The 25,249-nt window shown below is 69.7% G+C and carries 24 protein-coding genes and 1 tRNA gene; 14 read left to right on the forward strand and 11 right to left on the reverse strand.

The window, feature by feature from the left end:
• Positions 1-101: 101 nt before the first annotated feature.
• The 3 genes from RPQ07_RS18455 to RPQ07_RS18465 are packed head-to-tail and all read right to left on the reverse strand — an operon-like array spanning position 102 to position 3,105.
• Positions 102-776: a TrmH family RNA methyltransferase gene (locus tag RPQ07_RS18455; protein ID WP_313945262.1), complete on the reverse strand. Its 675-nt coding sequence runs from the start codon at positions 774-776 to the stop codon at positions 102-104.
• Positions 773-2,011, reverse strand: a complete 1,239-nt coding sequence (locus RPQ07_RS18460) for an HTTM domain-containing protein (protein WP_313945263.1) — start codon at positions 2,009-2,011, stop codon at positions 773-775. The genes RPQ07_RS18455 and RPQ07_RS18460 overlap by 4 nt, the downstream gene beginning before the upstream one ends.
• On the reverse strand, positions 2,008-3,105 hold the full coding sequence (locus RPQ07_RS18465) for a DUF5819 family protein (protein WP_313945264.1): 1,098 nt from the start codon (positions 3,103-3,105) through the stop codon (positions 2,008-2,010). Before RPQ07_RS18465 ends, RPQ07_RS18460 begins: the two co-directional genes overlap by 4 nt.
• A gap of 75 nt (positions 3,106-3,180) precedes the next feature.
• On the opposite strand from RPQ07_RS18465, the gene paaA reads away from it, so the two are divergent.
• The 6 genes from paaA to RPQ07_RS18495 all read left to right on the forward strand — a co-directional run bounded on the left by paaA (position 3,181) and on the right by RPQ07_RS18495 (position 8,137).
• Positions 3,181-4,146, forward strand: coding sequence for a 1,2-phenylacetyl-CoA epoxidase subunit PaaA (paaA, locus tag RPQ07_RS18470; RefSeq protein ID WP_313945265.1), 966 nt, complete (start codon positions 3,181-3,183; stop codon positions 4,144-4,146).
• Positions 4,143-4,433: a 1,2-phenylacetyl-CoA epoxidase subunit PaaB gene (paaB, locus tag RPQ07_RS18475; protein WP_313945266.1), complete on the forward strand. Its 291-nt coding sequence runs from the start codon at positions 4,143-4,145 to the stop codon at positions 4,431-4,433. Before paaA ends, paaB begins: the two co-directional genes overlap by 4 nt.
• Positions 4,430-5,146, forward strand: coding sequence for a 1,2-phenylacetyl-CoA epoxidase subunit PaaC (paaC, locus tag RPQ07_RS18480; protein WP_313945267.1), 717 nt, complete (start codon positions 4,430-4,432; stop codon positions 5,144-5,146). Before paaB ends, paaC begins: the two co-directional genes overlap by 4 nt.
• The gene (gene paaD, locus RPQ07_RS18485; RefSeq protein ID WP_313945268.1) at positions 5,140-5,739 is read left to right on the forward strand and encodes a 1,2-phenylacetyl-CoA epoxidase subunit PaaD; all 600 of its coding nucleotides are present in this window, start codon (positions 5,140-5,142) and stop codon (positions 5,737-5,739) included. The genes paaC and paaD overlap by 7 nt, the downstream gene beginning before the upstream one ends.
• Entirely contained in the window at positions 5,740-6,795 is a 1,056-nt protein-coding gene (locus RPQ07_RS18490) for a 2Fe-2S iron-sulfur cluster-binding protein (protein WP_313945269.1), read from the forward strand.
• 160 nt (positions 6,796-6,955) lie between these two features.
• Positions 6,956-8,137: an acyl-CoA dehydrogenase family protein gene (locus RPQ07_RS18495; RefSeq protein WP_313945271.1), complete on the forward strand. Its 1,182-nt coding sequence runs from the start codon at positions 6,956-6,958 to the stop codon at positions 8,135-8,137.
• Positions 8,138-8,196: 59 nt separating this feature from the next.
• Here the strand turns inward: RPQ07_RS18495 and RPQ07_RS18500 are convergent, their stop codons facing one another.
• The 3 genes from RPQ07_RS18500 to RPQ07_RS18510 all read right to left on the reverse strand — a co-directional run bounded on the left by RPQ07_RS18500 (position 8,197) and on the right by RPQ07_RS18510 (position 10,979).
• Positions 8,197-8,541: a rhodanese-like domain-containing protein gene (locus tag RPQ07_RS18500; RefSeq protein WP_313945273.1), complete on the reverse strand. Its 345-nt coding sequence runs from the start codon at positions 8,539-8,541 to the stop codon at positions 8,197-8,199.
• Between the two features lie 68 nt (positions 8,542-8,609).
• On the reverse strand, positions 8,610-9,440 hold the full coding sequence (locus RPQ07_RS18505; RefSeq protein WP_313945274.1) for a hypothetical protein: 831 nt from the start codon (positions 9,438-9,440) through the stop codon (positions 8,610-8,612).
• A 33-nt stretch (positions 9,441-9,473) separates the two neighbouring features.
• Positions 9,474-10,979 carry a DUF2252 domain-containing protein gene (locus RPQ07_RS18510; RefSeq protein WP_313945275.1) on the reverse strand — a complete coding sequence of 502 codons (1,506 nt, stop codon included), beginning with the start codon at positions 10,977-10,979 and terminating at the stop codon, positions 9,474-9,476.
• A 216-nt stretch (positions 10,980-11,195) separates the two neighbouring features.
• Between RPQ07_RS18510 and RPQ07_RS18515 the strand changes: the two genes are divergently transcribed.
• On the forward strand, positions 11,196-11,639 hold the full coding sequence (locus tag RPQ07_RS18515) for a MarR family winged helix-turn-helix transcriptional regulator (protein WP_313945277.1): 444 nt from the start codon (positions 11,196-11,198) through the stop codon (positions 11,637-11,639).
• Between the two features lie 49 nt (positions 11,640-11,688).
• Here RPQ07_RS18515 and RPQ07_RS18520 read toward each other — a convergent pair whose 3' ends face one another.
• On the reverse strand, positions 11,689-12,042 hold the full coding sequence (locus RPQ07_RS18520) for a helix-turn-helix domain-containing protein (RefSeq protein WP_313945278.1): 354 nt from the start codon (positions 12,040-12,042) through the stop codon (positions 11,689-11,691).
• Between the two features lie 103 nt (positions 12,043-12,145).
• Between RPQ07_RS18520 and RPQ07_RS18525 the strand changes: the two genes are divergently transcribed.
• Positions 12,146-12,760 (forward strand): FMN-dependent NADH-azoreductase, encoded by a 615-nt coding sequence (locus tag RPQ07_RS18525; protein ID WP_313945279.1) that lies wholly within the window; start codon positions 12,146-12,148, stop codon positions 12,758-12,760.
• 209 nt (positions 12,761-12,969) lie between these two features.
• Here the strand turns inward: RPQ07_RS18525 and RPQ07_RS18530 are convergent, their stop codons facing one another.
• From RPQ07_RS18530 to RPQ07_RS18540, 3 genes are all read right to left on the reverse strand, one after another.
• A complete protein-coding gene (locus tag RPQ07_RS18530; RefSeq protein ID WP_413777751.1) occupies positions 12,970-13,650 on the reverse strand; it encodes a response regulator transcription factor in 681 nt (226 codons plus the stop codon).
• Between the two features lie 191 nt (positions 13,651-13,841).
• The gene (locus RPQ07_RS18535; RefSeq protein ID WP_313948943.1) at positions 13,842-15,563 is read right to left on the reverse strand and encodes a sensor histidine kinase; all 1,722 of its coding nucleotides are present in this window, start codon (positions 15,561-15,563) and stop codon (positions 13,842-13,844) included.
• Between the two features lie 345 nt (positions 15,564-15,908).
• Positions 15,909-15,992, reverse strand: a tRNA-Leu gene (locus tag RPQ07_RS18540).
• Positions 15,993-16,308: 316 nt separating this feature from the next.
• Between RPQ07_RS18540 and RPQ07_RS18545 the strand changes: the two genes are divergently transcribed.
• The 6 genes from RPQ07_RS18545 (at position 16,309) to pknB (ending at position 24,377) form a co-directional block, all read left to right on the forward strand.
• Positions 16,309-17,163: a DUF3662 and FHA domain-containing protein gene (locus RPQ07_RS18545; protein ID WP_313945280.1), complete on the forward strand. Its 855-nt coding sequence runs from the start codon at positions 16,309-16,311 to the stop codon at positions 17,161-17,163.
• 10 nt (positions 17,164-17,173) lie between these two features.
• Positions 17,174-17,689, forward strand: coding sequence for an FHA domain-containing protein (locus RPQ07_RS18550; RefSeq protein WP_313945281.1), 516 nt, complete (start codon positions 17,174-17,176; stop codon positions 17,687-17,689).
• Between the two features lie 135 nt (positions 17,690-17,824).
• Positions 17,825-19,321, forward strand: a complete 1,497-nt coding sequence (locus tag RPQ07_RS18555; RefSeq protein WP_313945282.1) for a PP2C family serine/threonine-protein phosphatase — start codon at positions 17,825-17,827, stop codon at positions 19,319-19,321.
• Between the two features lie 23 nt (positions 19,322-19,344).
• Complete coding sequence (locus RPQ07_RS18560; protein ID WP_313945283.1) at positions 19,345-20,754, forward strand: FtsW/RodA/SpoVE family cell cycle protein; 1,410 nt, start codon at positions 19,345-19,347, stop codon at positions 20,752-20,754.
• A complete protein-coding gene (locus RPQ07_RS18565; RefSeq protein ID WP_313945284.1) occupies positions 20,751-22,211 on the forward strand; it encodes a peptidoglycan D,D-transpeptidase FtsI family protein in 1,461 nt (486 codons plus the stop codon). The genes RPQ07_RS18560 and RPQ07_RS18565 overlap by 4 nt, the downstream gene beginning before the upstream one ends.
• A gap of 168 nt (positions 22,212-22,379) precedes the next feature.
• Complete coding sequence (gene pknB, locus RPQ07_RS18570) at positions 22,380-24,377, forward strand: Stk1 family PASTA domain-containing Ser/Thr kinase (protein WP_313945285.1); 1,998 nt, start codon at positions 22,380-22,382, stop codon at positions 24,375-24,377.
• A gap of 176 nt (positions 24,378-24,553) precedes the next feature.
• Here the strand turns inward: pknB and RPQ07_RS18575 are convergent, their stop codons facing one another.
• Positions 24,554-25,225 (reverse strand): class E sortase, encoded by a 672-nt coding sequence (locus RPQ07_RS18575; protein WP_313945286.1) that lies wholly within the window; start codon positions 25,223-25,225, stop codon positions 24,554-24,556.
• Positions 25,226-25,249 lie beyond the last annotated feature (24 nt).

Genomic DNA, 25,249 nt, shown 5'->3' on the forward strand with positions numbered 1-25,249 from the left:
GCAGACCCCGGCCGACCGGGGTCTGCGGCACGGCATGTGCCGGTCAGGCGCAGGCCAGGGCGGGAGAGGGCCCCGACACGGCTCGTCCTCCCAGGGCGACGCTAGGGCGACGGGATCTCCGCGTACCGCTGCACCCAGGCGTGCATGGCGATCGCCGCGGCCGCTCCGGCGTTGATCGACCGCGTTGAGCCGAACTGGGCGATGGAGCACACCATCGTCGCGTGCTTGCGTGCCTCGTCGGTGAGACCCGGGCCTTCCTGGCCGAAGAGCAGCACACAGCGGCGCGGCAGCTCGGTCCTCTCCAGCGGCACCGCGCCCGGCAGGTTGTCGATGCCGATGATCGGGAGATCCTCGGCGGCGGCCCACGCGGTCAGCGATTCCGTGTCCGGGTGGTGCCGCACATGCTGGTAGCGGTCGGTGACCATGGCACCGCGGCGGTTCCAGCGCCGCCTGCCCACGATGTGGATCTCGCGCGCCAGGAAGGCGTTGGCGGTCCGGACCACCGAGCCGATGTTGAAGTCGTGGCCCCAGTTCTCCACGGCCACATGGAAGCCGTGCCGCCGTGTGTCCAGATCGGCGACGATCGCTTCACGCGTCCAGTACCGGTAGGGATCGACCACATTGCGGCGGTCGCCGTTGGCCAGCAGCTCGGCGTCGTAGTGCTCGCCCTCGGGCCACGGCAGCGGATGGGGGCCGACGCCGACCTCGGGCCCGAAGCCCTCGTCGTACTGCAGCGGATCGTGATCGTCGTGGATCGGTTCTCGGGTGGTGCTCACCCGACGAGCGTACGGGGCTGCTCGGGACTCTCCTGCCGCTGCTCCGGTACGGCGGGCGCCCGAGAGAACACCCGGTCCCGGCTCCGCACGACCCGCGCGCCGAGCCAGACCAGGAACGCGGTCGGCAGGAACACGGCGTCGGCGGCGATCATCGCCAACGAGAAGAACGGCAGTCCGAGCAGCACGGCGATGCCGGCGTGCTCCAGCATCATGGCCACGAGCAGGACGTTCTTGACGCGCCGGTTGAAGAGCGTGAAGGGGAAGGCGACCTGCACGACGACCGTGCCGTACGTCAGCACCAGCACCATCAGCCCGCCCGAGGCCAGCAGATCGGAGAGCGCGGGCCACGGGGTGAAGTAGTCGAGCTTGAGCGGGTAGTAGAGCGCGGTGCCGTCCTGCCAGCGTGAGCCCTGGATCTTGTACCAGCCGGCGGTGGCGTAGATGAGACAGACCTCGGCCATGATCACCAGAAGCCCGGCGTTGTGGGCAAGATTGGCGAGAGCGTCCAGCAGAATGCGCGGCTCACCCTGCGGGGCTCGCCGGTTCGCCATCCACCACAAGCCCTGCCCCACCCACAGCACCCAGAGCAGCAGCAGGATGAACCAGCCGGTGTCGTTCAGGAACGTGGCGATGACCAGGGCAACTCCCAGCACGGTCCACAGAAGCGGGCCGACCCGATCGCTCCGTGTCCCCGCGGCGACCCGCGCCCCGGACTCCGGTACCCCGGCTTCCCTCGCCTCGGACTCCCGCTCCGTGGCGAGGGCGGCGCGGCGCGCGTCCAGCGACCAGACCTGACCGCAGCGCGTCACGACCAGGTAGATGGCCATCAGATGGATCACGTTGTCGCCACCGTCGCCCATGAAGATGGAGCGGTTCTGGAGCGACAGAACGCCGATCATGAAAAGCGCGGACATGGTGCGGGTCCGCCAGCCCACCAGCAGCAGGGCGCTGGACAGCACCGCTACGACATAGACGACTTCGAACCAGAGAGTGCTGTCCGACCACATCAGCGCCGTGAAGGCGTCGTTGCCGGAGATCAGCCGACGGCCCATCTCCCAGCTCCACGGGCCCTGCGGTCCGTACATCTCATGGCGGTTGGGCAGCTCGCGCAGCAGGAACAGCAGCCAGGTGGCGGCGAACCCGATCCGCACGATGGCCGTCTGATACGGCCCGAAGGCCGTGGCGGTGATGCGCTGGACGGCTCCGCCGTTCCCGCGCTCGGAAGCATCGCTCACCGGTCCGCCTCCGTACGACCGTTGTCGACTCCCCCAGGCAGATCGGCCGCGGTGACGGTCCACCACGGCAGGACCCGGAACTGCGGGCGGAGGTCGAACTTCTCGTTGCTCCAGTCCGGAGGCTTGACCGCGCTGGTCGACGACCTGAGCTGGATGCGCTCGACCTCTCCGCCGACGTCGTGCCGTTCGAGGCGGGCCATCACCAGGCGGCGGACGTAGCTCTCGGACAGCTGACCGCGCAGGCCGCTGGAGCGGTTCTTGTCGTCGTGCGAATTGATGTAGAAGTCCCAGGCCCTGCGCAGCGCGTTCTGCTGGGTGTGACTGGGGAGGAGATTGCCGCGGATCGCGTCGCCGTCCTCGGCGCTCAGATCGATCCAGCCGGTGCTCCTGCGGTCGCCGTCGGCGGTGGTGACCTCGGCCTTCACCTGGACGGCGACATTCTGCTGGAGCGGGTTGGGGGCGAAGAGTTTCCAGTTCTGCTCGAACTCCGGATAGACCCAGGCGTCGATCGCCTTGCCGTACTCCTTGCTCGCCGTGTTGGCGGGGGCGACGTGCAGAAACACCATCGCCACATGGACACCGGCGAGCACGGCTATGAGGGCGAGCGAGACGGCCACGGCGACCTGGTACGGCAGCGAGAGCGCCGCGATGCCGCCGGTGGGGGCATCAGGATCGAGCGGCGCGGAGTCCGGGTCCGGGTCCGGCGAGGAGGCGTCCGGGTCCGACGGGAAGCTGTCCGGCTCCGACGGGAAGGCGTCCTCGTGCGGGGTCCCGCTCCGGGGCCCGGGCACGGCGGCTTTCGCGGGCTCCGCGGTCTGCGGGGCCCCTGTCCGGGGCTCTGCCCGGACCGCGGACGACGGACCGTCCCCGGGTGCGGGGAGCGGGTCCTGGTCCGCCGAAGAGTCACGAGTCCCCTCCGAAGCACGCTGAGGCCCGTCCGACGGCTGCTGCGAGGACTGCGTGGCCTGCCGCACCGGCCCGGCGGCACGGTCCGGCGGCACCGCGGAGCCCCTGGTTGCGGCGCCTTCGGCGTCCTCGTCGTTGTAGGAGTCCATCCCGCCCCCGGTCCCCTTCGGCGCACGTCGGTCATCCACAGGGTTGACACCTTAAGGCCCGTCGACTCACCATTGAAGTCAATGAACCGAACGATCGGTCGGTAGGGGGCCCGGATGACGGCAGTGACTGCGGATGGCTACGAGGCGGTTTTCGACGCCGCCGTGGCTGCCGACGAGCGCATCGAGCCGCGCGACTGGATGCCCGAGGCTTACCGAGCGACGCTGGTACGCCAGATGGCCCAGCACGCCCACTCCGAAATCATCGGCATGCAGCCCGAGGCGAACTGGATCACCCGAGCACCCTCCCTGCGGCGCAAGGCGATCCTCATGGCCAAGGTGCAGGACGAGGCCGGCCACGGGCTCTACCTCTACAGCGCCGCCGAAACGCTGGGGACCAGCCGCGACGAGCTTCTCGACAAGCTCCACGCCGGCCGTCAGCGATATTCGTCGATCTTCAACTACCCCACGCTGACCTGGGCCGATGTCGGTGCGATCGGCTGGCTGGTGGACGGCGCCGCGATCACCAACCAGGTGCCGCTCTGCCGCTGCTCCTACGGCCCGTACGCCCGCGCGATGGTCCGGATCTGCAAGGAGGAGTCCTTCCACCAGCGCCAGGGCTTCGAGCTGCTGCTCACCCTGTCGCGGGGGACACCCGCGCAGCACGACATGGCGCAGGACGCCGTGAACCGCTGGTGGTGGCCGTCGCTGATGATGTTCGGCCCGCCGGACGACGAGTCCTCGCACTCGGCGCAATCCATGGCCTGGAAGATCAAGCGCCACTCGAACGACGAGCTGCGCCAGCGCTTCGTGGACATCTGCGTTCCGCAGGCCGAGGCCCTGGGCCTGACCCTCCCGGACCCCGATCTGCGCTGGAACGAGGAGCGCGGGCAGCACGACTTCGGCGCGATCGACTGGACCGAGTTCCAGAACGTCCTCAAAGGCAACGGCCCCTGCAACGAAGAGCGGCTCACCCAGCGTCGCCGGGCCCACGAAGAGGGCGCCTGGGTCCGGGATGCGGCCGCTGCGTACGCCGAGAAGCATCAAGCACAGCACGCGAAGCCCCAGGAGGCGACGGCATGAGCGGTTCGACCGGCTGGCCCCTGTGGGAGGTCTTCGTGCGCTCCCGCCGCGGGCTGTCCCACACCCACGCGGGCAGCCTGCATGCACCGGACGCCGAGATGGCGCTCCGTAACGCCCGGGACCTCTACACCCGGCGGAACGAAGGCGTGTCCATCTGGGTCGTGCCCTCCACGGCGGTCACGGCGTCCTCGCCGGACGAGAAGGACCCGTTCTTCGAGCCGTCCGCCGACAAGCCGTACCGCCACCCGACCTTCTACGAGATCCCGGACGGGGTGAAGCACCTGTGACCACCACGGCGAACGCCGCGGCACTCGCCCTCGGCGACGACGCGCTGGTGCTCTCGCACCGGCTGGGGGAGTGGGCGGGCCACGCACCCGTGCTGGAGGAGGACGTCGCCCTCGCGAACATCGCGCTGGACCTGCTGGGCCAGGCGCGCGTGCTGCTGTCCCTCGTCGGGGACGAGGACGAACTGGCCTATCTGCGCGAGGAGCGGGCTTTCCGCAACCTCCAGCTGGTCGAGCAGCCGAACGGCGACTTCGCCCACACGATCGCCCGCCAGCTCTACTTCTCCGTCTACCAGCGACTGCTGTACGGGCAGCTCGCTGCCGGAGACGGCGAGTTCGCGGGGCTCGCGGCGAAGGCCGTCAAGGAAGTCGAGTACCACCAGGACCATGCCGAGCAGTGGACTCTGCGCCTCGGTGACGGCACCGACGAGAGCCATGAGCGCATGCAGCGGGCCTGTCAGGCGCTGTGGAGGTTCACGGGCGAGATGTTCGAGCCGGTCGAAGGGCTGGACGTCGACCAGCAGGCGCTGGAGGCGCGCTGGCTGGAGACGGTGACGGACGTCCTCACCCGTGCGACGCTGACCGTGCCCGAGGGACCGCGGGTGGGTGCATGGGCGGCCGGCGCAGGGCGTCAGGGACTGCACACGGAGTCCTTCGGCCGGATGCTCGCCGAGATGCAGCATCTGCACCGCAGCCACCCGGGGGCGTCATGGTGACCGGCACCCACCTCACCGCGGACCGTCGCGCCCACGCCGACCGGGCCGCCACCGCTGCCCGGCCTGCTCCCGTCCACCGGACGGCGAGCGCGCCGAAGGCCGGTGACGACAGCCGGCTCGAGTCCGAACTGCGCAAGCTGGCCGGCTCCGTGCCCGACCCGGAGCTTCCCGTGGTGACGCTGGAGGAGCTCGGTGTCCTGCGCGGGGTTCATATCCTCGGCCCGGGCCGCGTCGAGGTGGAGCTCACCCCGACGTACACCGGCTGCCCGGCGATCGAGGCCATGACGGCGGACATCGAGCAGGTGCTGCACGAGCACGGCGTCGCCGAGGTCTCGGTCGTCAAGGTCCTCTCCCCGGCCTGGTCGACGAACGACATCAGCGCGGAGGGCCGGCGCAAGCTGGCCGAGTTCGGGATAGCCCCGCCGCGGCCTCAGCCCGCGGAGGGCCCGATCCCGCTCACGCTCTCGGTGCGCTGCCCGCACTGCGGATCCACCGACACCGAGCTGCTGAGCAGGTTCTCCTCCACCGCGTGCAAGGCGCTGCGTCGCTGCGTCGACTGCCGTGAACCGTTCGACCACTTCAAGGAGTTGTAGATGTTCCATCCGCTCCGGGTCAGCGAGGTCGAACGGCTCACGGACGACTCGGTCGCGGTCACCTTCCAGGTGCCGCCCGAGCTGTGCGAGACCTTCCGCCACACCCCCGGCCAGCATCTGGCGATGCGCCGGCTGGTGGGGGACGAGGAGATCCGCCGTACGTACTCGATCTGCGCCGCCGCCTCCCCCTCCGGCACCGATCCGGTGCTGCGTGTGGGCATCCGCCTGGTCGACGGGGGTGACTTCTCGACGTACGCGCTCAAGGAGCTCGCCGTCGGCGACACGGTCGAGGTGATGCCCCCCATGGGCCGCTTCCTGCTCGAACCGCGGCCCGGGTACTTCGCCGCGGTCGTCGGCGGCAGCGGAATCACTCCGGTGCTGTCGATGGCGGCCACACTGCTGGCCCGGGAGCCGGAGGCCCGGTTCTGTCTGATCCGCAGCGACCGGACCGTGGCGTCCACGATGTTCCTGGACGAGGTGGCGGACCTCAAGGACCGTTTCCCCGACCGCTTCCAGCTGGTCACCACGCTGTCCCGGGAGGAGCAGCAGTCGGGCCTGCCGTCCGGGCGGCTCGACCAGGAACGACTGACCGCCTTGCTGCCGTCCCTGCTCTCGGTGGCAGACGTGCAGGGCTGGTTCCTGTGCGGCCCCTTCGGCCTGGTCCTGGGAGCCGAGCGGGCACTGCGCCAACTGGGCGTCGACCGGAGCCGTATCCACCAGGAGATCTTCCATGTGGACGACGGCTCGGCGCCCACAGCCGAGCCCGTGAGCGCTCCCGCGCACGCCTCGCTGACGGCGACCCTGGACGGACGGTCCGGCAAGTGGCCCGTGCAGGAAGGGGAATCGCTCCTGGAGACCGTGCTGCGCAGCCGTGCCGACGCGCCGTATGCGTGCAAGGGCGGCGTCTGCGGCACTTGCCGTGCCTTCCTGGTGTCGGGCGAGGTCCGGATGGATCGCAATTTCGCGCTGGAGCCCGAGGAGACCGAGGCGGGCTATGTGCTGGCCTGCCAGTCCCACCCGGCCACAGCGGAAGTGGAGCTCGACTTCGACCGCTGACCCTCCGGGGACCCCTCCACCGGTGACCTGACCCGTCCCGCGCTGCCGAGCTGTGTTCATTTTCAGGAACCTGTTCTATCTTGACGACCCGTCAGATACGAACAGCGGAACCGGACCTGGCAACGGCTCAAGCACCGCCGGCGTGTGGGAGGACAGGGCAGTGGACTTCACCTTCACCGAGGAGCAGCAGGCGGCCGTCGAGGCTGCGAAGGCGGTGTTCTCGGGTGTCGCGCCCGACGGCGTGCCGAGCCCGGCGCTCACAGCGGGCGCGGTGGCCGAGGAGTTCGACCGGCCGCTGTGGGCCAAGCTCACGGACGCCGACCTGCTGAGTCTGGTGGTGTCACCGGAGTACGGCGGAGCAGGACTCGACCCCATCGCCCTCTGTCTGGTGCTGCGCGAGTCCGCCAGGGTGCTGGCCCGGGTACCTCTGCTGGAGACGAGTGCGGTCGCCATGGCCGTGGAGCGTTACGGCAGCGCCGGGTTGAGGGACGAGATCCTCCCTCGGGTCGGCCGCGGTGAACTGGTCATCACCGTGGGAGCCAACGGCCGTACGGGACACGACCCGGCCGAACTCGCTGTCACGGCGCGGCGGGACACCGGCCGGGAAGCCAGTCGGGACGCCGGCCAGGAGGCCGGCTGGCTGCTCGACGGCGTACAGACAGGTGTCCCCTGGGCGCACTCGGCGGACCGCATCGCCGTGCCGGCGCACACACCCGACGGTCAGGCTGTCCTGGCACTGCTCCCCCGGACCCGCGACGGCATGGTGCTGGCCGAGCAGATCTCCACGAGCGGCGAGCGGTTCGCCGAGGTCACGCTGGATTCCGTACGGGTCGACGCTTCCGAGCTGATCGACGCCGAAGGTGCCTGGGAGTGGCTGCGCCACCTGCTGACCACCGGCACGTGCGCGCTCTCGCTCGGTCTCGGCGAAGGTGTACTGGCCATGACGAGCGCCTACACCGGCAAGCGTGAACAGTTCGGCTTCCCCGTCGCCACCTTCCAGGCCGTCGCCGTGCAGGCGGCCGACCGGTACATCGACCTGCGGGCGATGGAGGCGACTCTGTGGCAGGCGGCCTGGCGGCTCACGCCCGCACGGGACAGTGCCGGTGTCGGCGGCCCGCTGCCCGTGGCCGGCGATGTCGCCGTGGCGAAGATCTGGGCCTCGGAGGGGGTACGCCGGGTCGTCCAGACCGCTCAGCATCTGCACGGCGGCTTCGGTGCCGACACCGACTACCCGCTGCACCGCTATCACGCCTGGGCCAAGCAGCTCGAACTCTCCCTCGGCCCCGCAGCGGCCCACGAGGAGGCCCTGGGCGACCTGCTGGCGGCCCACCCTCTCGGCTAGACCGACGGCAGACGAGCGCCTGGTCCCACCGGGACGGGCCAGGGATCAGCAGAGGCGCTTCAGAGGACGAACGCCGGGGATCCGTTGTCCGTGACCATCGGGCGCCCGGCGCCGTCCCAGGCGAGCATCCCGCCCTCGACGTTCACCGCGTCGATCCCCTGCTGCACCAGGTACTGGGTGACCTGCGCCGACCGGCCGCCGACCCGGCACATCACATACGCCCGGTGCCCCTCGCTCACGGCCTCGGTCACCTCACCGAAGCGCGAGACGAAGTCGCTCATGGGCACATGCAGTGCGCCTTCGACATGCCCGGCCGCCCACTCGTCGTCCTCCCGGACGTCCAGCACCAGGCCGTCGGCCGGCACGGTCGCGACGTCCACCGACGGCAGCGGGGCGAAATTCATGGGTCATGCCTTCTCTCGTAGGTACGCGACGCGCGGTCGCGGCGGGAATCCGGACGGCCTCGAAAAACCTACTCCACCAGCCCGGCCAGTTCCCGTTCGCGCTCGGCGACCTGTGCGAGCAGCTGCTCGGCGATCTCCTCGAGCAGCCGGTCCGGGTCCTCCGGAGCCATCCGGAGCATGGCGCCGATCGCGCTCTCCTCCAGCTCGTGAGCCACGGCAGCCAGCAGTTCCTTGCGCTGCGAGAGCCATTCCAGCCGGGCATAGAGCTCCTCGCTCTCGCTGAGCCGGGCCTCGGGCACCGGCCCGGCCGCCCATTCGTCGGCGAGCTCGCGCAGCTGTCCCACGTCCCCGAGCGCGTATGCCGCGTTCACGCGGGTGATGAACTCCTCGCGGCGGGCACGCTCCGCCTCTTCCTGCGCCAGGTCGGGGTGCGCCTTGCGCGCCAGCTCGCGGTAGAGCTTGCGAGCCTCCTCGCTCGGCCGCACCCGCTTCGGCGCCCGGACGGGCTGGTCGTTGAGCATCGCGGCGGCCTCGGGGGAGAGGCCGTCGGAGTCCATCCAGTTGTGGAAGAGCTCGTCGACGCCGGGCATCGGCATCACCATCGCCCGGGCCTCCTGCGCCTTGCGCAGATCCTCCGGATCACCGCTCGCCGAGGCCTTGGCCTCGGCGATCTGGGCGTCCAGCTCGTCGAGGCGCGCATACATCGGGCCCAGCTTCTGGTGATGCAGCCGGGAGAAGTTCTCCACCTCCACCCGGAACGTCTCCAGAGCGATCTCGAACTCGATCAGCGCCTGCTCGGCCGCGTACACGGCTTTTTCCAGCCGCGCCTCCGGCCTCGGGGGCACGTCCTGCTCTTCGTCGCTCCGGGTCGTCCGGCCGCCGGGTGCATCCTGGGTCACCCGGCCAGCCTACGGGCGTGGTGGCGCCCGGTGTCACACACCCAGCTCAGCGGCTATCCGCCCGCTCTTGATCGCCGCCAGCAGCTCCTCGTGATCGGCTTCCGTGCGGTCCGCGTAGAGCATCGCGAAGCCGGCCACCGCCTCGTCCAGCTCCTCGTTCTTGCCGCAGTAGCCGGCGAGGAGTCTCGGGTCGGCGCTGTGGGAGTGGGCCCGGGCCAGCAGCGCGCCGGTCATCCGCCCGTAGTCGTCGAACTGGTCGGCGGTGAGCGCGGCGGGATCCACACTGCCCTTGCGGTTCCTGAACTGCCGTACCTGGAAGGGCCGTCCGTCGACCGTCGTCCAGCCCAGCAGGATGTCGCTGACCACCTGCATCCGCTTCTGTCCGAAGACCACGCGGCGGCCCTCGTGCTCCACCTCGGGCACCTCGAAGCCGGCGGCCTCCAGGCACGGCAGCAGCGCCGAGGGCCGGGCCTCCTTCACCTGGAGCACCAGTGCCTCACCCCGGTGGTCGAGCAGCAGCACCACGTACGAACGGGTGCCGACGCTTCCCGTGCCCACCACACGGAAGGCGACATCGTGGATCTCGTAGCGCGCGAGGAGCGGCAGCCGGTCCTCCGACACCGTGCCCAGGTACTCCTCCAGCGACGCGGCGACCGCAGCGGCCTCCGCGTCGGGCACCCGCCGCAGCACCGGAGGCGCGTCCACGAAGCGGCAGGTCTCGCCGCCGTCCTCGGAGACTCCTTCCGTCGCCTTGGCGGCGAAGCGCGCGCTGGTGTTCTTCCGCGCCTTCTCCGAGACGCGCTCCAGGGTGCCGACGAGGTCGCGTGCGTCCGTGTGGGAGACGAGTTCCTCGTCCGCGATGGCGTTCCAGGCGTCCAGCACGGGCAGCCGCGCCAGCAGGCGCATGGTGCGCCGGTAGGCGCCCACGGTGTCGAAGGCGGCCGCACGGCAGACGTCCTCGTCGGCACCGGCGACGCGCGCCGCCAGCACCAGCGAGACAGCGAGCCGCTTGAGGTCCCACTCCCAGGGGCCGACGACGGTCTCGTCGAAGTCGTTGAGGTCCATGACCAGGTTCCCGCGGGCATCGCCGTAGATGCCGAAGTTCGCCGCGTGCGCGTCGCCGCACAGCTGGGCGCTCACTCCGGTGACCGGGGTGCCCACCAGATCGTGGGCCATCAGCCCGGCCGAGCCGCGCAGAAAGGCGAACGGCGAGGCGGCCATCCGCCCCACCCGTATCGGTGTCAGCCCCGGCACCCTGCCCCGGCTGGACTCCTCGACGGCGGCGACCGCGTCCGGCCGGTCCACCGCGAGCACCAGCGAGTCGTGCGAGGAGCGCGGAACCCGATCACGCAGCGCCTTGCCCTCCTGCTTGGGCGACCGCGTGGCCGGTGCGACTCCGGTGACGCCCTGCCCGCCCTTGCGCCGGGCGAAGCCGGGCACCACCGGGATACGGCCCCCGCCCTTGGCGCTGGACGTCCCCGCCGACTCCGGCCCCAGTCCGCTGGTGTCCGTCCGCTGCACCGTCTCTGCGTCACCCATGGCGTCCTGCCCCCGTCGTCCCGATCCTTCAACATCAAGTGCCCTTGACCGTACCGCCGCGTGCCGATGGGCGTCTGCCCCTGTGGATAACCCCGGAAAACTCCACAGCCTGCGGCGATCACCACCCGGGAGGACTGAGCGGGCATCCCGCGCCGGGCAAGGCGGCCGGCGGGCGCACCACACGTTGTACCGTGCAACTGAAGGCGAGGAGGCGGCATGTCACGCGCACGGGACAGCTCCATCGACACCATTCAGCGCGAGCTGACGGCCTTCGCCCGACGGGCCCGCGCGGCGGCCGCCCGTCTCCATCCCGAGCTGCCGTTCGTCTCGTACACCTTGCTGTCCCACATCCATGATCAGCAGGGCTGCCGGGCGACCGACCTCGCGTCGCACTACATGCTCGACAAGTCGACGGTCAGCAGGCAGGTTTCGGCACTGGAGAAGCTCGGGTTGGTCGAGCGCAGAGCCGATCCGGCCGACCACCGCGTCCAGGTGCTGCACCCCACCGCCGCGGGATCCGCTGCGCTCGCCTCCACACACGCCAGTCGCCGCGCCGCCTACCAGGAGCGTCTGGCCGACTGGCCGGCCGAGGATCTCGACCGTTTCGCCGACTACCTCCTGCGCTACAACTCCGCCGTCGAGGGCCCGCGGCAGCACTGATCCAGAAGCCCGACGGACAGCACCCCCCGGCAGGACCGCTGGACGCGGCCTAGCAGGTCCCGGCCTCTCGATCCCTGGGCAGATGCTCGTCGGCCCACCGGCCGAGTTCCTTGAGGGCCGGCTCCATCGCGGTCCCGGCCGCCGTCAGCCGGTAGGCGACCCGCAGCGGCGGTCCTTCGTCGACCTCCCGCAGGACCAGCCCCGCGGCCGCGAGCTCGGCCAGCCGGTCGGAGAGCATCCGTTCACTGATGCCCGGGATCGCCCGGCGCAGCTCCGCGAAGTGCACGGCGCGCTGCATCAACACGGAGACGATCGGCCCGGTCCACCGCTTGCCGAACAGCTCGAAGACACGCGCGATCCCCCCGTCGACCCGCCTGCACGCCTCTTCGCTGTGTTCCGCCATGCCTCCAGACTACTGCGCCGAAGCTAGGTACTTATGAAAAGTAAGCTACTGTGATATCCATAGGTACGCACAGATTTTCACTACCCCCCTCATGGAGAACCTCATGGCCACGCTGCTGCACCTCGACTCCGCCCTCTTCCCTCAGGGATCGGCCTCCCGCGAGATCACCGCTGCCTTCGTGCAGGCCTGGCAGGAGCAGCACCCGGACGGCACGGTCATCTACCGCGACCTCGCCGCCACACCCCTGCCCCACCTGGACTTCGCGGCCGTCTCTGCCGGGGTCGAGAACGAACTGCGCGCGGAGCTCGCCGCCGAGCTGGAGGCGGCGGATGCCGTCCTCATCGGCGCACCGATGTACAACTTCACGATCCCGTCCACCCTCAAGGCATGGCTGGACCAGGTGATCATCGTCGGCCACAACGCGGGTACGCCCGACGGCCCAGTGGCCGGCACCCCGGTCACGGTGGTCGCCAGCCGCGGTGGCTCCTACGCCCCCGGAACACCGCGCGAGGATTTCGAATTCGTGCAGAACTACCTGGAGAAGGTGTTCACCGGCATGCTCGGCGCCACGGTCGACTTCATCGTTCCGGAGATGACGCTGGCCCGCTCCAAGCCGGAGATGGCGCAGTTCATCCCGCTCGCCGACGCCTCGAAGACCAAGGCGCTCGACGATGCCGCGGAGAAGGGCAAGACACTGGCCGCGCGTTTCGCTGCCTGATCAGCCCAGGGGGCGCGCCCCGGGCGCCGGCCTCAGCGGACGTTTCACGTGAAACAGTCAGTGCGGACGTTCCACGTGAAACGTCCGCGCCCGCCAACGCGCCCCCTGATGGCCAAAGCACCCACCCACCACCGGTCCTGAACCACGTCACGCGGCAACCAGTCGACTGACGGCTCAGACCCTCAGCCCCACGCCTCGCAGCCGGCAGCTCAGCCGCCGAGCCCCGCATCCCGGGCCAGCAACGCCGCCTGCACCCGGTTTTCGCACTCCAGTTTCGCGAGAATCCTGCTCACGTAGGTCTTCACCGTGGCCTCGCTCATATGCAGCCGCTTTCCGGCGTCCGCATTGGACAGCCCCTCGCCCAGCAGCGCCAGCACCTCGTGCTCCCGGGTACTCAGCCCCGCCACGCGGGCCCGCGCCTCCTCGCTGCGCGCAGCCGCCCGCCCGGACGCCAGCTGGTCGACCACGTGCCGCGTCGCACCGGGGGAGAGGTACGCGTCACCGGCGGCAGCGGCCCGTACGGCTCCGATGAGCTCCGCGGGCGCGGTGTCCTTCAGCAGAAACCCGGCGCCACCGGACTCCAGCGTCCGCAGGACGTTGTCCCGTTCACCGAAGGTCGTCAGCACGATGACCCGTGCTGTCGGGACCGCCCTGCGCAGCTCCCCCACCGCCGTGAGGCCGTCCATGACCGGCATCTGGATGTCGAGCAGCACCACGTCGGCGCCGTGCGCCCGTGTCATGTCGACCGCCTCGCGTCCGTTCGCCGCCTCGGCCACGACCTGGATCCCGGGGTCCGACGTCAGAATCATCCGGATTCCCGCCCTGATCAGCGGCTCGTCATCCGCGATGACGACCCGGATCGGCGCTCCGGGCACCCCCGCCGGCGCCATCCCGTCCACTTCACACCCACCCGTATCCGCCGGCCGACATCGAACGCGGCCTACCGACTCACACCCGCCGCCCGACACCTACCAAACGACACCTACCACCCGGCACCTACCGAGCGGCACCCACCGCCGGGCACCTACCACCCGTCATCCACCGGGCCACGCCCACGGGACGTGCACCCACCGCCCCGAACCTACCGAACGACGTCGTACGCCTTCTTCTCGATCAGCTTGCCGTCCCGGAAGCAGAACCGGAACACCGGCTCGGTCTCCATGCTGTCCCCGACATCCGACGACATCAGCACCAAGCACTCGGAGCCCTCCGGCTCCTTCGGATCCTTCCCGCTCAGTCCCGTGGTCATGATCGAGTCGCCGGGAGGCAGCCGGTCCCGCACCGCGTCCTCGTCGTCCCCGATCCGCACGCTGCGGTACTCGGCGGGGTCGATCATCCCCTCGTCCATCGACCCGACGAGGAAGAAGAGCCCGAAGACCGCGGCGGCCCCGAGCACCAGCAGGGCCGCCAGGGCGATCCCGCACCCCATGGCGATCCCGCCGGCCCTGCTCCGCCCCTCGGCACCCGGGAAGGTCAACTGCCCGCCCGGATATGCCCATTGGCCGCCCAGAGGCTCCCCCTGCCCGTCGCGCACGGGAAGTCGACCGGTGACGCTCCAGTCCATGACCGGAACGCCGTCGTCGTAGACGGCCCTCGGCGACTGCTGATGGAAATCGTCCTCGGCCGCGAGGAGCGGCGTGGCCTCGACCACGCCGTACGGGAGCATCCCCGCCACCCGGAAGCCGCCGCCACTCGCCGGACCGGCATGGACGATCCCGCCCACCAGCCGCGCCCGCTCACGCAGCCCGGTGAGCCCCTGCCCTCCGCTGACGACCGCACCCCGGACCGCCGCGTCCACCGGCCCGCTGACGATCTCCACGACGAGGGAGTCCGGCTCGTAACGCAGCTCCACGTCGATCCGGGCGCCGGGAGCATGCTTGTACGCGTTCGTCAGCGCCTCCTGGGCTATGCGGTAGGCGGCATGGTCGGCCGCCGCCGCGAGCGGCCGCTGGTCGCCGGCGCGACGCAGCTCCACCTCGTTCCCCGCGGCCCGGGCAGCCTCCACGAGTCCCTCGATGCCGGCAGTCCCCCGCGTGACGCGCCCCGAGTCGTCCACCGGCGCCGACGGAGCCTCGACCCCGTCCCGCAGGATGCCGACGACCTCGCGCAGTTCGTGCATGGCCGTCACGGACGCGTTCCGCAGTACGCCGACCGCCTCCCGCTGCTGCGGGGTGAGCTGCGGGTCCACCTCCAGCGCCCCTGTGTGCACCGAGATCAGCGCGAGCTGGTGCCCGAGGCTGTCGTGCATGTCCTGGGCTATGCGCTGCCGCTCCATCAGCCGGGCCTGCCCGGCGACCATCGCCCGCTCTCGCAGCAGCTGCGCGTTGCGCTCCTGGAGTGCGTGCAGCAGGGTCCGCCGCTGGGTCCAGTAGCGGCTGGCGAGCCCGGGCACGAGCGTCGTCGCGAGGAAGTACAGCGTGGACAGCAGCACCAGGGTCAGAGTCGCCGAGGGGGCCCAGCCCTCCAGCAGCGTGGTGCCGATGAAGAGGGCGTACGCCACGGTGAACGCCGCCATCACCCGCCCGGCACCGACGATCCGGCGCCCGGCCGACCAGCCGACGATCAGCAGCAGCGGCGCGAACCCGCTCACCAGCGGCGCAAGGAGCGCGGTGACCAGCAGTACGGGCGTGGGCATCCGGCGCCGCAACAGTGAGAGCAGCGTGGCGGCGGCACCGACGGCGAGCAGACGTGCCCCTTCGCTGCCCATCAGCTCTTCGGTACCGGCCGCCATGACACCCAGCACCAGCCCGAGGACCACCTCACCGGCCGTCCGCCGCGGCGACCACAGCTCAGGGGCGGCCATCCAGGACCAACCCGCCCGGGCACCGGCCCGGATCTTCGTCGACGCGTTCACGACGGCACCCTAGAGAATCCCCCGCCACGCCGACGGCCCCCTTTGGTCGCGGCCGGGAGCGACGAACGTCGCACAGTCGCGTATCCCACACCTGCCGACGGCGCTCGACCACGGATCCGGCCCGCACTCGACCACGGATCCGGCGCCGCCCCCACCCCCGCCCCCGCTCCCGAAGCCGATCGCGTTCGAACCGCACCGGGGCCGCCGCCGGACACGCCGTCGACCGTCGCCGACACGCAGCCGTCCGGACACGAAGAAGCCCCGTAGGTCGATGACCTACGGGGCTTCCATCTGTGCGCGAGGGGGGAGTTGAACCCCCACGCCCTTTCGGGCACTGGAACCTGAATCCAGCGCGTCTGCCTATTCCGCCACCCGCGCATTGGGTGCTGCCGTTCGGGGTCTCACCGGCTCGGTGCGTCCCCCTGGCGACATGCAGAAGATTAGCACGCTGGACAGGGTGCCTTCACATCCGTTTGTTTGGCACGGGCGACCGGGGAACAGGGAACGGAGAGCGGCCGCCCCCACTCCTCCTCGGCACACCCCGGGTGCGGGACACTGTCAGGAGGCCGCCTCTACGATCCGTGTGAGAGGTGACACTCATCGACGGGGCAGACAAGGGGAACCAGCCGATTTCCCGACGCGTGGATACGATCAGTAAGCAGTACCAGGACGGCAACGACGGAGGAGGTGCCTCATGGGAGTCCTGAAGAAGTTCGAGCAGCGACTCGAAGGTCTGGTCAACGGCACCTTCGCCAAGGTGTTCAAGTCCGAGGTCCAGCCTGTCGAGATCGCGGGCGCGCTCCAGCGTGAGTGCGACAACAACGCGACGATCTGGAACCGCGAGCGGACGGTCGTCCCCAACGACTTCATCGTGGAGCTCAGCCCCGGCGACTTCGAGCGCCTGAGCCCGTACTCCGGCCAGCTCGGCGACGAGCTCGCGGGCCTGGTCCGCGACTACGCCAAGCAGCAGCGCTACACCTTCATGGGCACGATCAAGGTCCATCTGGAGAAGGCGGACGACCTCGACACGGGTCTGTACCGCGTGCGCAGCCGTACGCTCGCGTCGAGTACGTCACAGGCGCCCGACCGGGCACCGGCCGGCCCCGCCCCCGTCGCCCCGCAGGGTGGCGCTCGCGGCGGGTACGGCTACCCTCCGACCGGAGCACCTCCGATGCCGGCCGCACCGCCCCCGGGCGGCGGCCGTCCCGGAGCCGCTCCCACGGCGGACCGCCGTCCGGCAGGGGCCGCGGGCCCGCTGCCGGGCACCCAAGTCAGACGTTGGATCGAGATCAACGGCACCCGCCATCAGATCTCCCGCCCGACGCTGGTGCTGGGTCGCAGCACCGACGCCGATGTGCGGATCGACGACCCCGGCGTATCGCGCCGGCACTGTGAGATCCGGACCGGAACGCCCTCGACGATCCAGGATCTCGGGTCTACCAACGGCATCGTGGTAGACGGGCAGCACACCACCCGCGCTACGCTCCGCGACGGCTCGCGGATCGTCGTGGGCAGCACCACCATCGTTTACCGGCAAGCCGAAGGGTGAAGCGGGGGCAATGTCAGAGCTGACCCTGACGGTCATGCGGCTAGGTTTCCTGGCTGTTCTGTGGCTGTTCGTCATCGTGGCCGTCCAGGTCATTCGCAGCGACCTGTTCGGTACGCGCGTCACGCAGCGCGGCTCACGCCGCAATGCCGACGCCCGTCCCCAGCAGCAGGCGCGCCAGAGTGCTGCGCCACCGCCGCAGCGCCAGCAGGCGAACAGCCGCCAGCGGCGCGGAGCGCCGACCAAGCTGGTCGTGTCCGAGGGGACCCTGACGGGTACCACCGTGGCACTGCAGGGCCAGACCATCTCGCTGGGCCGGGCCCACGATTCAACGATCGTGCTGGACGACGACTACGCCTCCAGCCGGCATGCCAGGATCTACCCGGACCGTGACGGCCAGTGGATCGTCGAGGATCTCGGGTCCACCAACGGCACATATCTCGACCGGACCCGACTCACCACGCCGACCCCGATTCCGCTGGGCGCGCCGATCCGCATCGGCAAGACCGTCATCGAGCTGCGGAAGTAGTAGGACAATGACAGCGCGCGAGCGGAGCGAGCGAGCCGCAGCGGTCCCGACAGCGGACCGGGACGGGCTCCCGACCGGAGGGTGGGCAGTGTGGCTCGAGACCGGCTGTACCCCGAGCCGACGGGCGAGGTGCGCATGAGTCTGTCACTGCGCTTCGCCGCCGGATCGCACAAAGGCATGATCCGGGAGGGGAACGAGGACTCCGGCTATGCCGGCCCCCGCCTGCTGGCCATCGCCGACGGCATGGGCGGCCAGGCCGCCGGTGAGGTCGCCTCCTCGGAGGTCATCTCCACGCTCGTCACGCTCGACGACGACGTGCCCGGCTCGGACATCCTCACCTCGCTCGGTACGGCCGTGCAGCGCGCCAATGATCAGCTGCGGCTGATGGTCGAGGAGGACCCCCAGCTCGAAGGCATGGGCACGACGCTCACCGCCCTGCTGTGGACCGGCCAGCGGCTCGGTCTCGTGCATGTCGGCGACTCCCGCGCGTACCTGCTCCGCGACGGCGTGCTGACCCAGATCACGCAGGACCACACCTGGGTTCAGCGCCTGGTCGACGAGGGCCGGATCACCGAGGAAGAGGCGACCACCCACCCGCAGCGCTCTCTGCTGATGCGCGCGCTGGGCAGCGGTGACCATGTCGAGCCCGACCTCTCGATCCGCGAGGTGCGCGCCGGCGACCGTTATCTGATCTGCTCCGACGGCCTGTCCGGCGTCGTCTCGCACCAGACGATGGAAGAGACGCTCGCCAGCTACCAGGGCCCGCAGGAGACCGTCCAGGACCTGATCCAGCTCGCTCTGCGCGGCGGCGGTCCGGACAACATCACCTGCATCGTGGCGGACGTCCTCGACACCGACACCAACGACACTCTGGCCGGGCAGCTCAACGACACCCCGGTCGTCGTCGGCGCGGTCGCCGAGAACCAGCTGCAGATGAACGACGGCGGCGCCATGCAGACGCCCGCCGGCCGCGCGGCGGGCCTCGGCCGTCCCGTGCCGCCGCAGGCGAACGGCAGCTTCGGCCCGCCCGGAAGCGGCGGCGGGGCGGGGTACGGCGGACTGCCGTCCGAGGACAGTTTCGGCACGTACGGCGACGACGACTTCGTCAAGCCGCGCGGCGGCCGCAAGTGGCTGAAGCGCTCGTTCTTCATCGTGCTCGCGCTGGCGGTCGTCGGCGGCGGTCTGTACGGCGGCTACCGCTGGACGCAGACCCAGTACTACGTCGGCTCCAACGACGAGCACGTCGCGCTCTACCAGGGCATCAGCCAGGACCTGGCATGGGTCTCGCTCTCGAAGGTGGAGAAGGACCACCCCGAGATCGAACTCAAGTACCTGCCGGAGTACCAGCGCAAGCAGGTCGAGGGCACCATCACGCAGGACAGCCTCGGCCGGGCCCGCTCGAAGATCGACGAACTCGCCGCTCAGGCCTCCGCCTGCAAGAAGGAGGAGCAGCGCCGCGAGGCCGCCGACCGTGCGAGCACGCCGCCGCCCGGTGAGGGCGAGGCCGGTGGCACCACCGGCAAGCCCACCACCCAGAACGCCAAGACCAAGCCGACCGCACCTACTCCCACTCCGGGCCCCACCCTCTCGGAAGAGGAGCAGAAGCTGGCCGCGAACTGCGGAAAGCAGTAACGGCCTAGGGGGCCCTCTCCACCATGAGCGTTGTCACAAACACCACCACGATCGGCGCGATCGAAGCACCGAGCCGCCGCAACACCGAGCTGATGCTGCTCGCCTTCGCCGTCGTCATTCCGGTGTTCGCGTACATCAACGTGGGACTGGCTCTCGACGGCAAGCTGCCGGCCGGCGTGCTCGGCTACGGGCTCGGACTGGGCCTGCTCGCCGGTGTGGCGCACCTGGCGGTGCGTAAGTTCGCCAAGTACTCCGACCCACTGCTGCTTCCGCTGGCCACCCTGCTCAACGGCCTCGGGCTGGTCATGATCTGGCGGCTGGACCAGTCCCCGCGACTGATCCAGCGTGCCGAGAACCTCTTCGGCAGCTTCAGCCCGGACGCCCCCAAGCAGCTCATGTACTCGGCGATCGGCATCGCGCTCTTCGTGGCCGTGCTGATTCTGCTCAAGGACCACCGCATCCTCCAGCGCTACACGTACATCTCGATGGCGGTGGCGCTGGTCCTGCTGATCCTGCCGATGTTCTTCCCGGCGGTGAACGGCGCCAAGATCTGGATCAGCCTCGGCCCCTTCACCATCCAGCCCGGTGAGTTCGCGAAGATCATTATCGCGATCTTCTTCTCCGGCTACCTGATGGTGAAGCGCGACGCCCTGGCGCTGGCGAGCCGCCGGTTCATGGGCCTGTACCTGCCGCGTGGACGTGACCTCGGACCGATCCTCATGGTCTGGGCGATGTCCATCCTCATCCTGGTCTTCGAGACCGACCTCGGCACCTCGCTGCTGTTCTTCGGCCTCTTCGTGATCATGCTGTACGTGGCCACCGAGCGCACCAGCTGGATCGTCTTCGGCCTGCTGATGTCGGCGGTCGGCGCGGTGGGTGTCGCCTCGTTCGAGCCGCACGTCCAGCAGCGTGTGGAGTTCTGGCTCAACCCCTTCGCGGAGAAGACCTGGGAGCAGAGCGAGCAGATCGGCCAGGCGCTGATGTCCTTCGGCTCCGGCGGCACGCTCGGCACAGGGCTCGGCCAGGGCGACTCCGACCTCATCGGCTTCGCCGCCAACTCCGACTTCATTCTCTCCACCTTCGGTGAGGAGCTGGGTCTCGCCGGAATGATGGCGTTCCTGCTGGTCTACGGCCTGATCGTGGAACGCGGCGTACGCACCGCACTGGCTGCCCGTGACCCCTTCGGCAAGCTCTTGGCGGTCGGCCTCTCCGGAGCCTTCGCCATCCAGGTCTTCGTCGTCGCCGGCGGTGTGATGGGCCTCATCCCGCTGACCGGTATGACCATGCCGTTCGTGGCCTACGGCGGTTCGTCCGTGATCGCCAACTGGGCGCTGATCGGCATCCTGATCCGTATCAGCGACACCGCGCGCCGTCCCGCGCCGGCCCCCGCCCCGTCCCCCGACGCCGAGATGACCCAGGTGGTCCGACCGTGAACAAGCCCCTGCGCCGGATCGCGATCTTCTGCGGCCTTCTCGTCCTGGCCCTCCTCGTGCGCATCAACTGGCTCCAGTACGCCGAGGCCGAGGACCTCAACACGAACAGCAAGAACCGCCGCATCACGATCGAGCGGTACGCCAGCGAGCGCGGCAACATCATCGTCGACGGCAAGCCCATCACCGGCTCGGTCGAGACGAACGACACCGACTTCAAGTACAAGCGCACCTACGTCAACGGCCCCATGTGGGCGCCGGTGACCGGGTACGCCTCGCAGGCCTTCGACGCCAACCAGATCGAGAAGCTCGAGGACGGCATCCTCACGGGCAACTCCGACCAGCTCTTCTTCGACCGCACGATGGCGATGTTCACCGGCGACACGAAGAAGGGCGGCAACGTCGTCACGACCCTCAACGGCGCCGCGCAGAAGGCCGCCTTCGAGGGCCTGGGAAGCAAGAAGGGCGCCGTCGCGGCGATCGACCCGCAGACGGGCAAGATCCTTGCCCTCGCCTCCACCCCGTCCTACGACCCGGCCTCCTTCGCCGGCTACCGGGACGCGGACGCCAAGGCGTGGAACGCGCTGGAGAAGGACAAGGACAAGCCCAAGCTCAACCGCGCGCTGCGCGAGGTCTACCCGCCCGGGTCCACCTTCAAGGTGCTCACCGCGGCGGCCGCGCTGGAGTACGGCGCGGTGGACGACATCGACGCGGCCACGGACACCCCCGAGCCGTACACCCTGCCCGACACCCGCACGAAGCTCCCCAACTCCCACCCGGGCTGCAAGAACGCCAGCCTGAACGAGGCGCTGCGGGTCTCCTGCAACACCGTCTTCGCCAAGCTCGGTGACACGGTCGGCCGGGACAAGATGGTCGAGATGGCGCAGAAGTTCGGCTTCAACAACGCCGAGATCGACACCCCGGTGCGTGCGGCGGCGTCCGTCTACGACAAGAACATGGACAAGCCGGGCAACGCGCTCTCCTCCATCGGCCAGTTCAACACGGCCACCACCCCCCTCCAGATGGCCATGGTCACGGCGGCGATCGCCAACGACGGCAAGCTGATGAAGCCGTACATGATCGACCAGCTCGAGGCGCCGAACCTCGATGTGATCTCCAAGACCGAGCCGCAGGAGATGAGCCGTCCGGTCTCGCAGAAGAACGCGCAGCTCCTCCAGCAGATGATGGAGAACGTGGTCGACAGCGGCACCGGCGAGAAGGCCAAGATCGACGGCGTCAAGGTCGGCGGCAAGACGGGTACCGCCCAGCACGGCGAGAACAACAGCAAGAACCCCTACGCCTGGTTCATCTCGTACGCCAAGACCGCGGACGGCTCGCCGGTCGCCGTCGCCGTCGTCGTGGAGGACAGCGAGGCCCGGCGCGACGACATCTCGGGTGGCGGCCTCGCGGCCCCGATCGCCAAGAAAGTGATGCAGGCGGTACTGGACAGCAAGAAGTGATGCGGATCACGTGCGCCCCCCATACCTGCACATTGCGATACCGGTCGGGTATCAGCTGACCGTCGCGGGCCGATCGAGTGGGGAGCGGCCGGTAGCGTATGCGCGAACAGCACACCGCCGGACCACACGCTGGTGCGGTCGGGACTGACGGAGAGGGCTGGAACAGTTATGGAAGAGCCGCGTCGCCTCGGCGGCCGGTACGAACTGGGCTCGGTGCTCGGCCGCGGTGGCATGGCAGAGGTGTACCTCGCCCACGACACCCGGCTCGGCCGCACCGTCGCCGTGAAGACGCTGCGGGCCGACCTCGCCCGCGACCCGTCCTTCCAGGCCCGGTTCCGCCGTGAGGCCCAGTCGGCCGCCTCGCTCAACCACCCGGCGATCGTCGCGGTGTACGACACGGGCGAGGACTACGTCGACGGGGTCTCGATCCCGTACATCGTCATGGAGTACGTCGACGGCTCCACGCTCAGAGAGCTGCTGCACTCGGGACGCAAGCTGCTGCCCGAGCGCACCCTGGAGATGACCATCGGCATCCTCCAGGCCCTGGAGTACTCCCACCGCAACGGCATCGTCCACCGCGACATCAAGCCGGCGAACGTCATGCTGACGCGCACCGGCCAGGTCAAGGTCATGGACTTCGGCATCGCCCGCGCCATGGGCGACTCCGGGATGACGATGACGCAGACCGCCGCCGTCATCGGCACCGCCCAGTACCTCTCGCCCGAGCAGGCCAAGGGCGAGCAGGTCGACGCGCGGTCCGACCTCTACTCCACCGGCTGTCTGCTCTACGAGCTCCTCACCGTGCGGCCGCCCTTCGTGGGCGACTCCCCGGTGGCTGTCGCGTACCAGCACGTACGCGAGGAGCCGCAGCCGCCCAGCAACTTCGACCCCGAGATCACGCCCGAGATGGACGCCATCGTCCTGCGGGCCCTGGTCAAGGACCCCGACTACCGCTACCAGTCCGCCGATGAGATGCGCGCGGACATCGAGGCCTGTCTGGACGGACAGCCCGTGGCGGCGACGGCGGCGATGGGCGCGGTCGGCTACGGCTACGGCTCGGACGACCAGGCCACCACGGCGCTGCGCCAGGCCGACCCGGCGGGCCAGACCTCGATGCTGCCGCCCATGAACCCGGACGACGGCGGCTTCGGCGGCTACGACGACCGCCCGGGCCGCCGACGCCAGCAGAAGAAGTCCAACACGTCGACGATCCTGCTGGTGGTCGCCGGCATCCTGGTGCTCGTCGGCGCGGTGCTCATCGGCCGTGCCGTCTTCAGCGGCAACGACGGGGGCAACGGTGACGTACCGGCGCCCTCACTCGTCGGCAAAACCGTGGAAGAAGCCAAGACACTCGCGACGAACTCGGGCGTCGAGATCAGCCAGTCCGGCACGGAGCGCTGCGACCAGCCCAAGAACACGATCTGCAGCCAGACGCCGGCTGACGGCGCGACCATGCAGCAGGGCGAGACGGTCCAGTACGTCCTCTCCGAGGGCGCGCCGAAGATCGAGGTCCCGGACGTCACCGAGAAGTCCCAGACGAACGCGCAGGAAGCCCTCCAGCGCAAGGGATTCAAGTTCAAGGTCGAGGAAGTCGAGTCCTCCGAGCAGGATCCCGGCACGGTCATCTCCCAGGACCCGCGGGGCAACAGCCTGGCCGAGAAGGGCACGACCGTGAACCTGAAGGTGGCCAAGGAAGCGCTGGTGAACATTCCGCCGGTGCAGGGCCAGCAGTTCGAGAGTGCCAAGGCCCAGCTGGAGACCCTCGAGTTCAAGGTCGAGCGGCAGGACGTCGACTCGGCCCAGCCCGCGAACACGGTCGTCGAGCAGTCCCCCACGGGCAAGGCGTCCAAGGGTGCGACGATCACGCTGAAGGTCTCCAAGGGCCCGCAGCAGCCGGCCGGGAAGCCGGTTCCCGAGGTGCGGACCCAGAGGCTCGGACAGGCCAAGCAGATCCTGGCCCAGAACGGCTTCACGAACCTCGCGCTCGCGCCCGGCAGCCCCGGCGACGACAACGCCATCGTGACCTCGCTCGATCCGCAGCCCGGCACGCAGGTCGACCCGGCCACCACCACGATCACGCTCACGACGATCGGTGGCGGCGGCGGGAACGGCGGCAACAACGGAGGCGGGAACGGCGGATTCATCGGCGGCGGAGACGGCGACTGATCCGAGCCGAAGGACGGACAGAAGCCCCGGTCACCCTCGAAGGGTGCCGGGGCTTCTGCGTGCGCGGAGGCGGTGGGCCGGGTGAGCTGCCAGGGGCGCGATGCGGTGGACCGGAGTCGGCTACCGCAGGCGAGCAGAACCCTGCCGTGCCGGTGGCCGGCCGGTGCGGATTCGTTTCAGCGCAGCTCGGCGGGGGGCGTGCGGTTCTTGTCGACCTTCTCCTCGCGCACCAGCTCGCCCCACACGATGTAGCGGTAGTCCGAGGTGTAGACGGGCGTGCACGTCGTCAGCGTGATGTAGCGGCCCGGCTTGGACCTGCCCGACTCCTTCGGGACCGGTTGCAGCACGTTGACGTTGTACTTCGAGGTCTCGGGAAGCTTCTTGAAGACCTTGTAGACGTACCAGGTGTCCCGCGTCTCGAAGACGACCGGGTCACCCTCCTTCACCTTGTGGATGTTGTGGAACTTCGCTCCGTGGCCGTCGCGGTGCGCGGCGAGCGTGAAGTTGCCCTGCGGGTCCCAGGGGAGCGCCGACTTGATCGGGGCAGTGTAGTAGCCGGCGATGCCGTTGTTGAGGGCCTTGGCGTCGGTGCCCTGCTTCACCAGCACCTCGCCCTTCGACATCGCGGGCACGTGCAGGAATCCGATGCCGTCCTTGGTGTCGAGCGCCCCCGGGCCGGCCCATCCGTCGCGCATCTCGTTGCCCTGGCGGGATGCCTCACGGTCGGCGAGGACGTTCGTCCACCACAGGGAGTAGACGACGAAGAGGCCCAGCACCACGCCCGCAGTGATCAGCAGCTCGCCGAAGACACTGATGACGCCGGCGATCCGGCTGCGCGCACGTGACACTGCACCTGTTCCCGTCTTGAAGTC

Source organism: Streptomyces sp. AM8-1-1, assembly GCF_032229325.1.
Lineage (GTDB): Bacteria > Actinomycetota > Actinomycetes > Streptomycetales > Streptomycetaceae > Streptomyces > Streptomyces achmelvichensis.

Coding starts and splice junctions, on each gene's coding strand:
- RPQ07_RS18535 (WP_313948943.1), bottom strand. CDS start 15,563: ATGGCCGCCCCTGAGCTGTGGTCGCCGCGGCGGACGGCCGGTGAGGTG.
- RPQ07_RS18545 (WP_313945280.1), top strand. CDS start 16,309: ATGGGAGTCCTGAAGAAGTTCGAGCAGCGACTCGAAGGTCTGGTCAAC.
- paaA (WP_313945265.1), top strand. CDS start 3,181: ATGACGGCAGTGACTGCGGATGGCTACGAGGCGGTTTTCGACGCCGCC.
- RPQ07_RS18525 (WP_313945279.1), top strand. CDS start 12,146: ATGGCCACGCTGCTGCACCTCGACTCCGCCCTCTTCCCTCAGGGATCG.
- paaB (WP_313945266.1), top strand. CDS start 4,143: ATGAGCGGTTCGACCGGCTGGCCCCTGTGGGAGGTCTTCGTGCGCTCC.
- RPQ07_RS18510 (WP_313945275.1), bottom strand. CDS start 10,979: ATGGGTGACGCAGAGACGGTGCAGCGGACGGACACCAGCGGACTGGGG.
- RPQ07_RS18550 (WP_313945281.1), top strand. CDS start 17,174: ATGTCAGAGCTGACCCTGACGGTCATGCGGCTAGGTTTCCTGGCTGTT.
- RPQ07_RS18530 (WP_413777751.1), bottom strand. CDS start 13,650: ATGGCGCCGGCGGGGGTGCCCGGAGCGCCGATCCGGGTCGTCATCGCG.
- RPQ07_RS18500 (WP_313945273.1), bottom strand. CDS start 8,541: ATGAATTTCGCCCCGCTGCCGTCGGTGGACGTCGCGACCGTGCCGGCC.
- RPQ07_RS18520 (WP_313945278.1), bottom strand. CDS start 12,042: ATGGCGGAACACAGCGAAGAGGCGTGCAGGCGGGTCGACGGGGGGATC.
- RPQ07_RS18555 (WP_313945282.1), top strand. CDS start 17,825: ATGAGTCTGTCACTGCGCTTCGCCGCCGGATCGCACAAAGGCATGATC.
- RPQ07_RS18560 (WP_313945283.1), top strand. CDS start 19,345: ATGAGCGTTGTCACAAACACCACCACGATCGGCGCGATCGAAGCACCG.
- pknB (WP_313945285.1), top strand. CDS start 22,380: ATGGAAGAGCCGCGTCGCCTCGGCGGCCGGTACGAACTGGGCTCGGTG.
- RPQ07_RS18490 (WP_313945269.1), top strand. CDS start 5,740: ATGTTCCATCCGCTCCGGGTCAGCGAGGTCGAACGGCTCACGGACGAC.
- paaD (WP_313945268.1), top strand. CDS start 5,140: ATGGTGACCGGCACCCACCTCACCGCGGACCGTCGCGCCCACGCCGAC.
- RPQ07_RS18515 (WP_313945277.1), top strand. CDS start 11,196: ATGTCACGCGCACGGGACAGCTCCATCGACACCATTCAGCGCGAGCTG.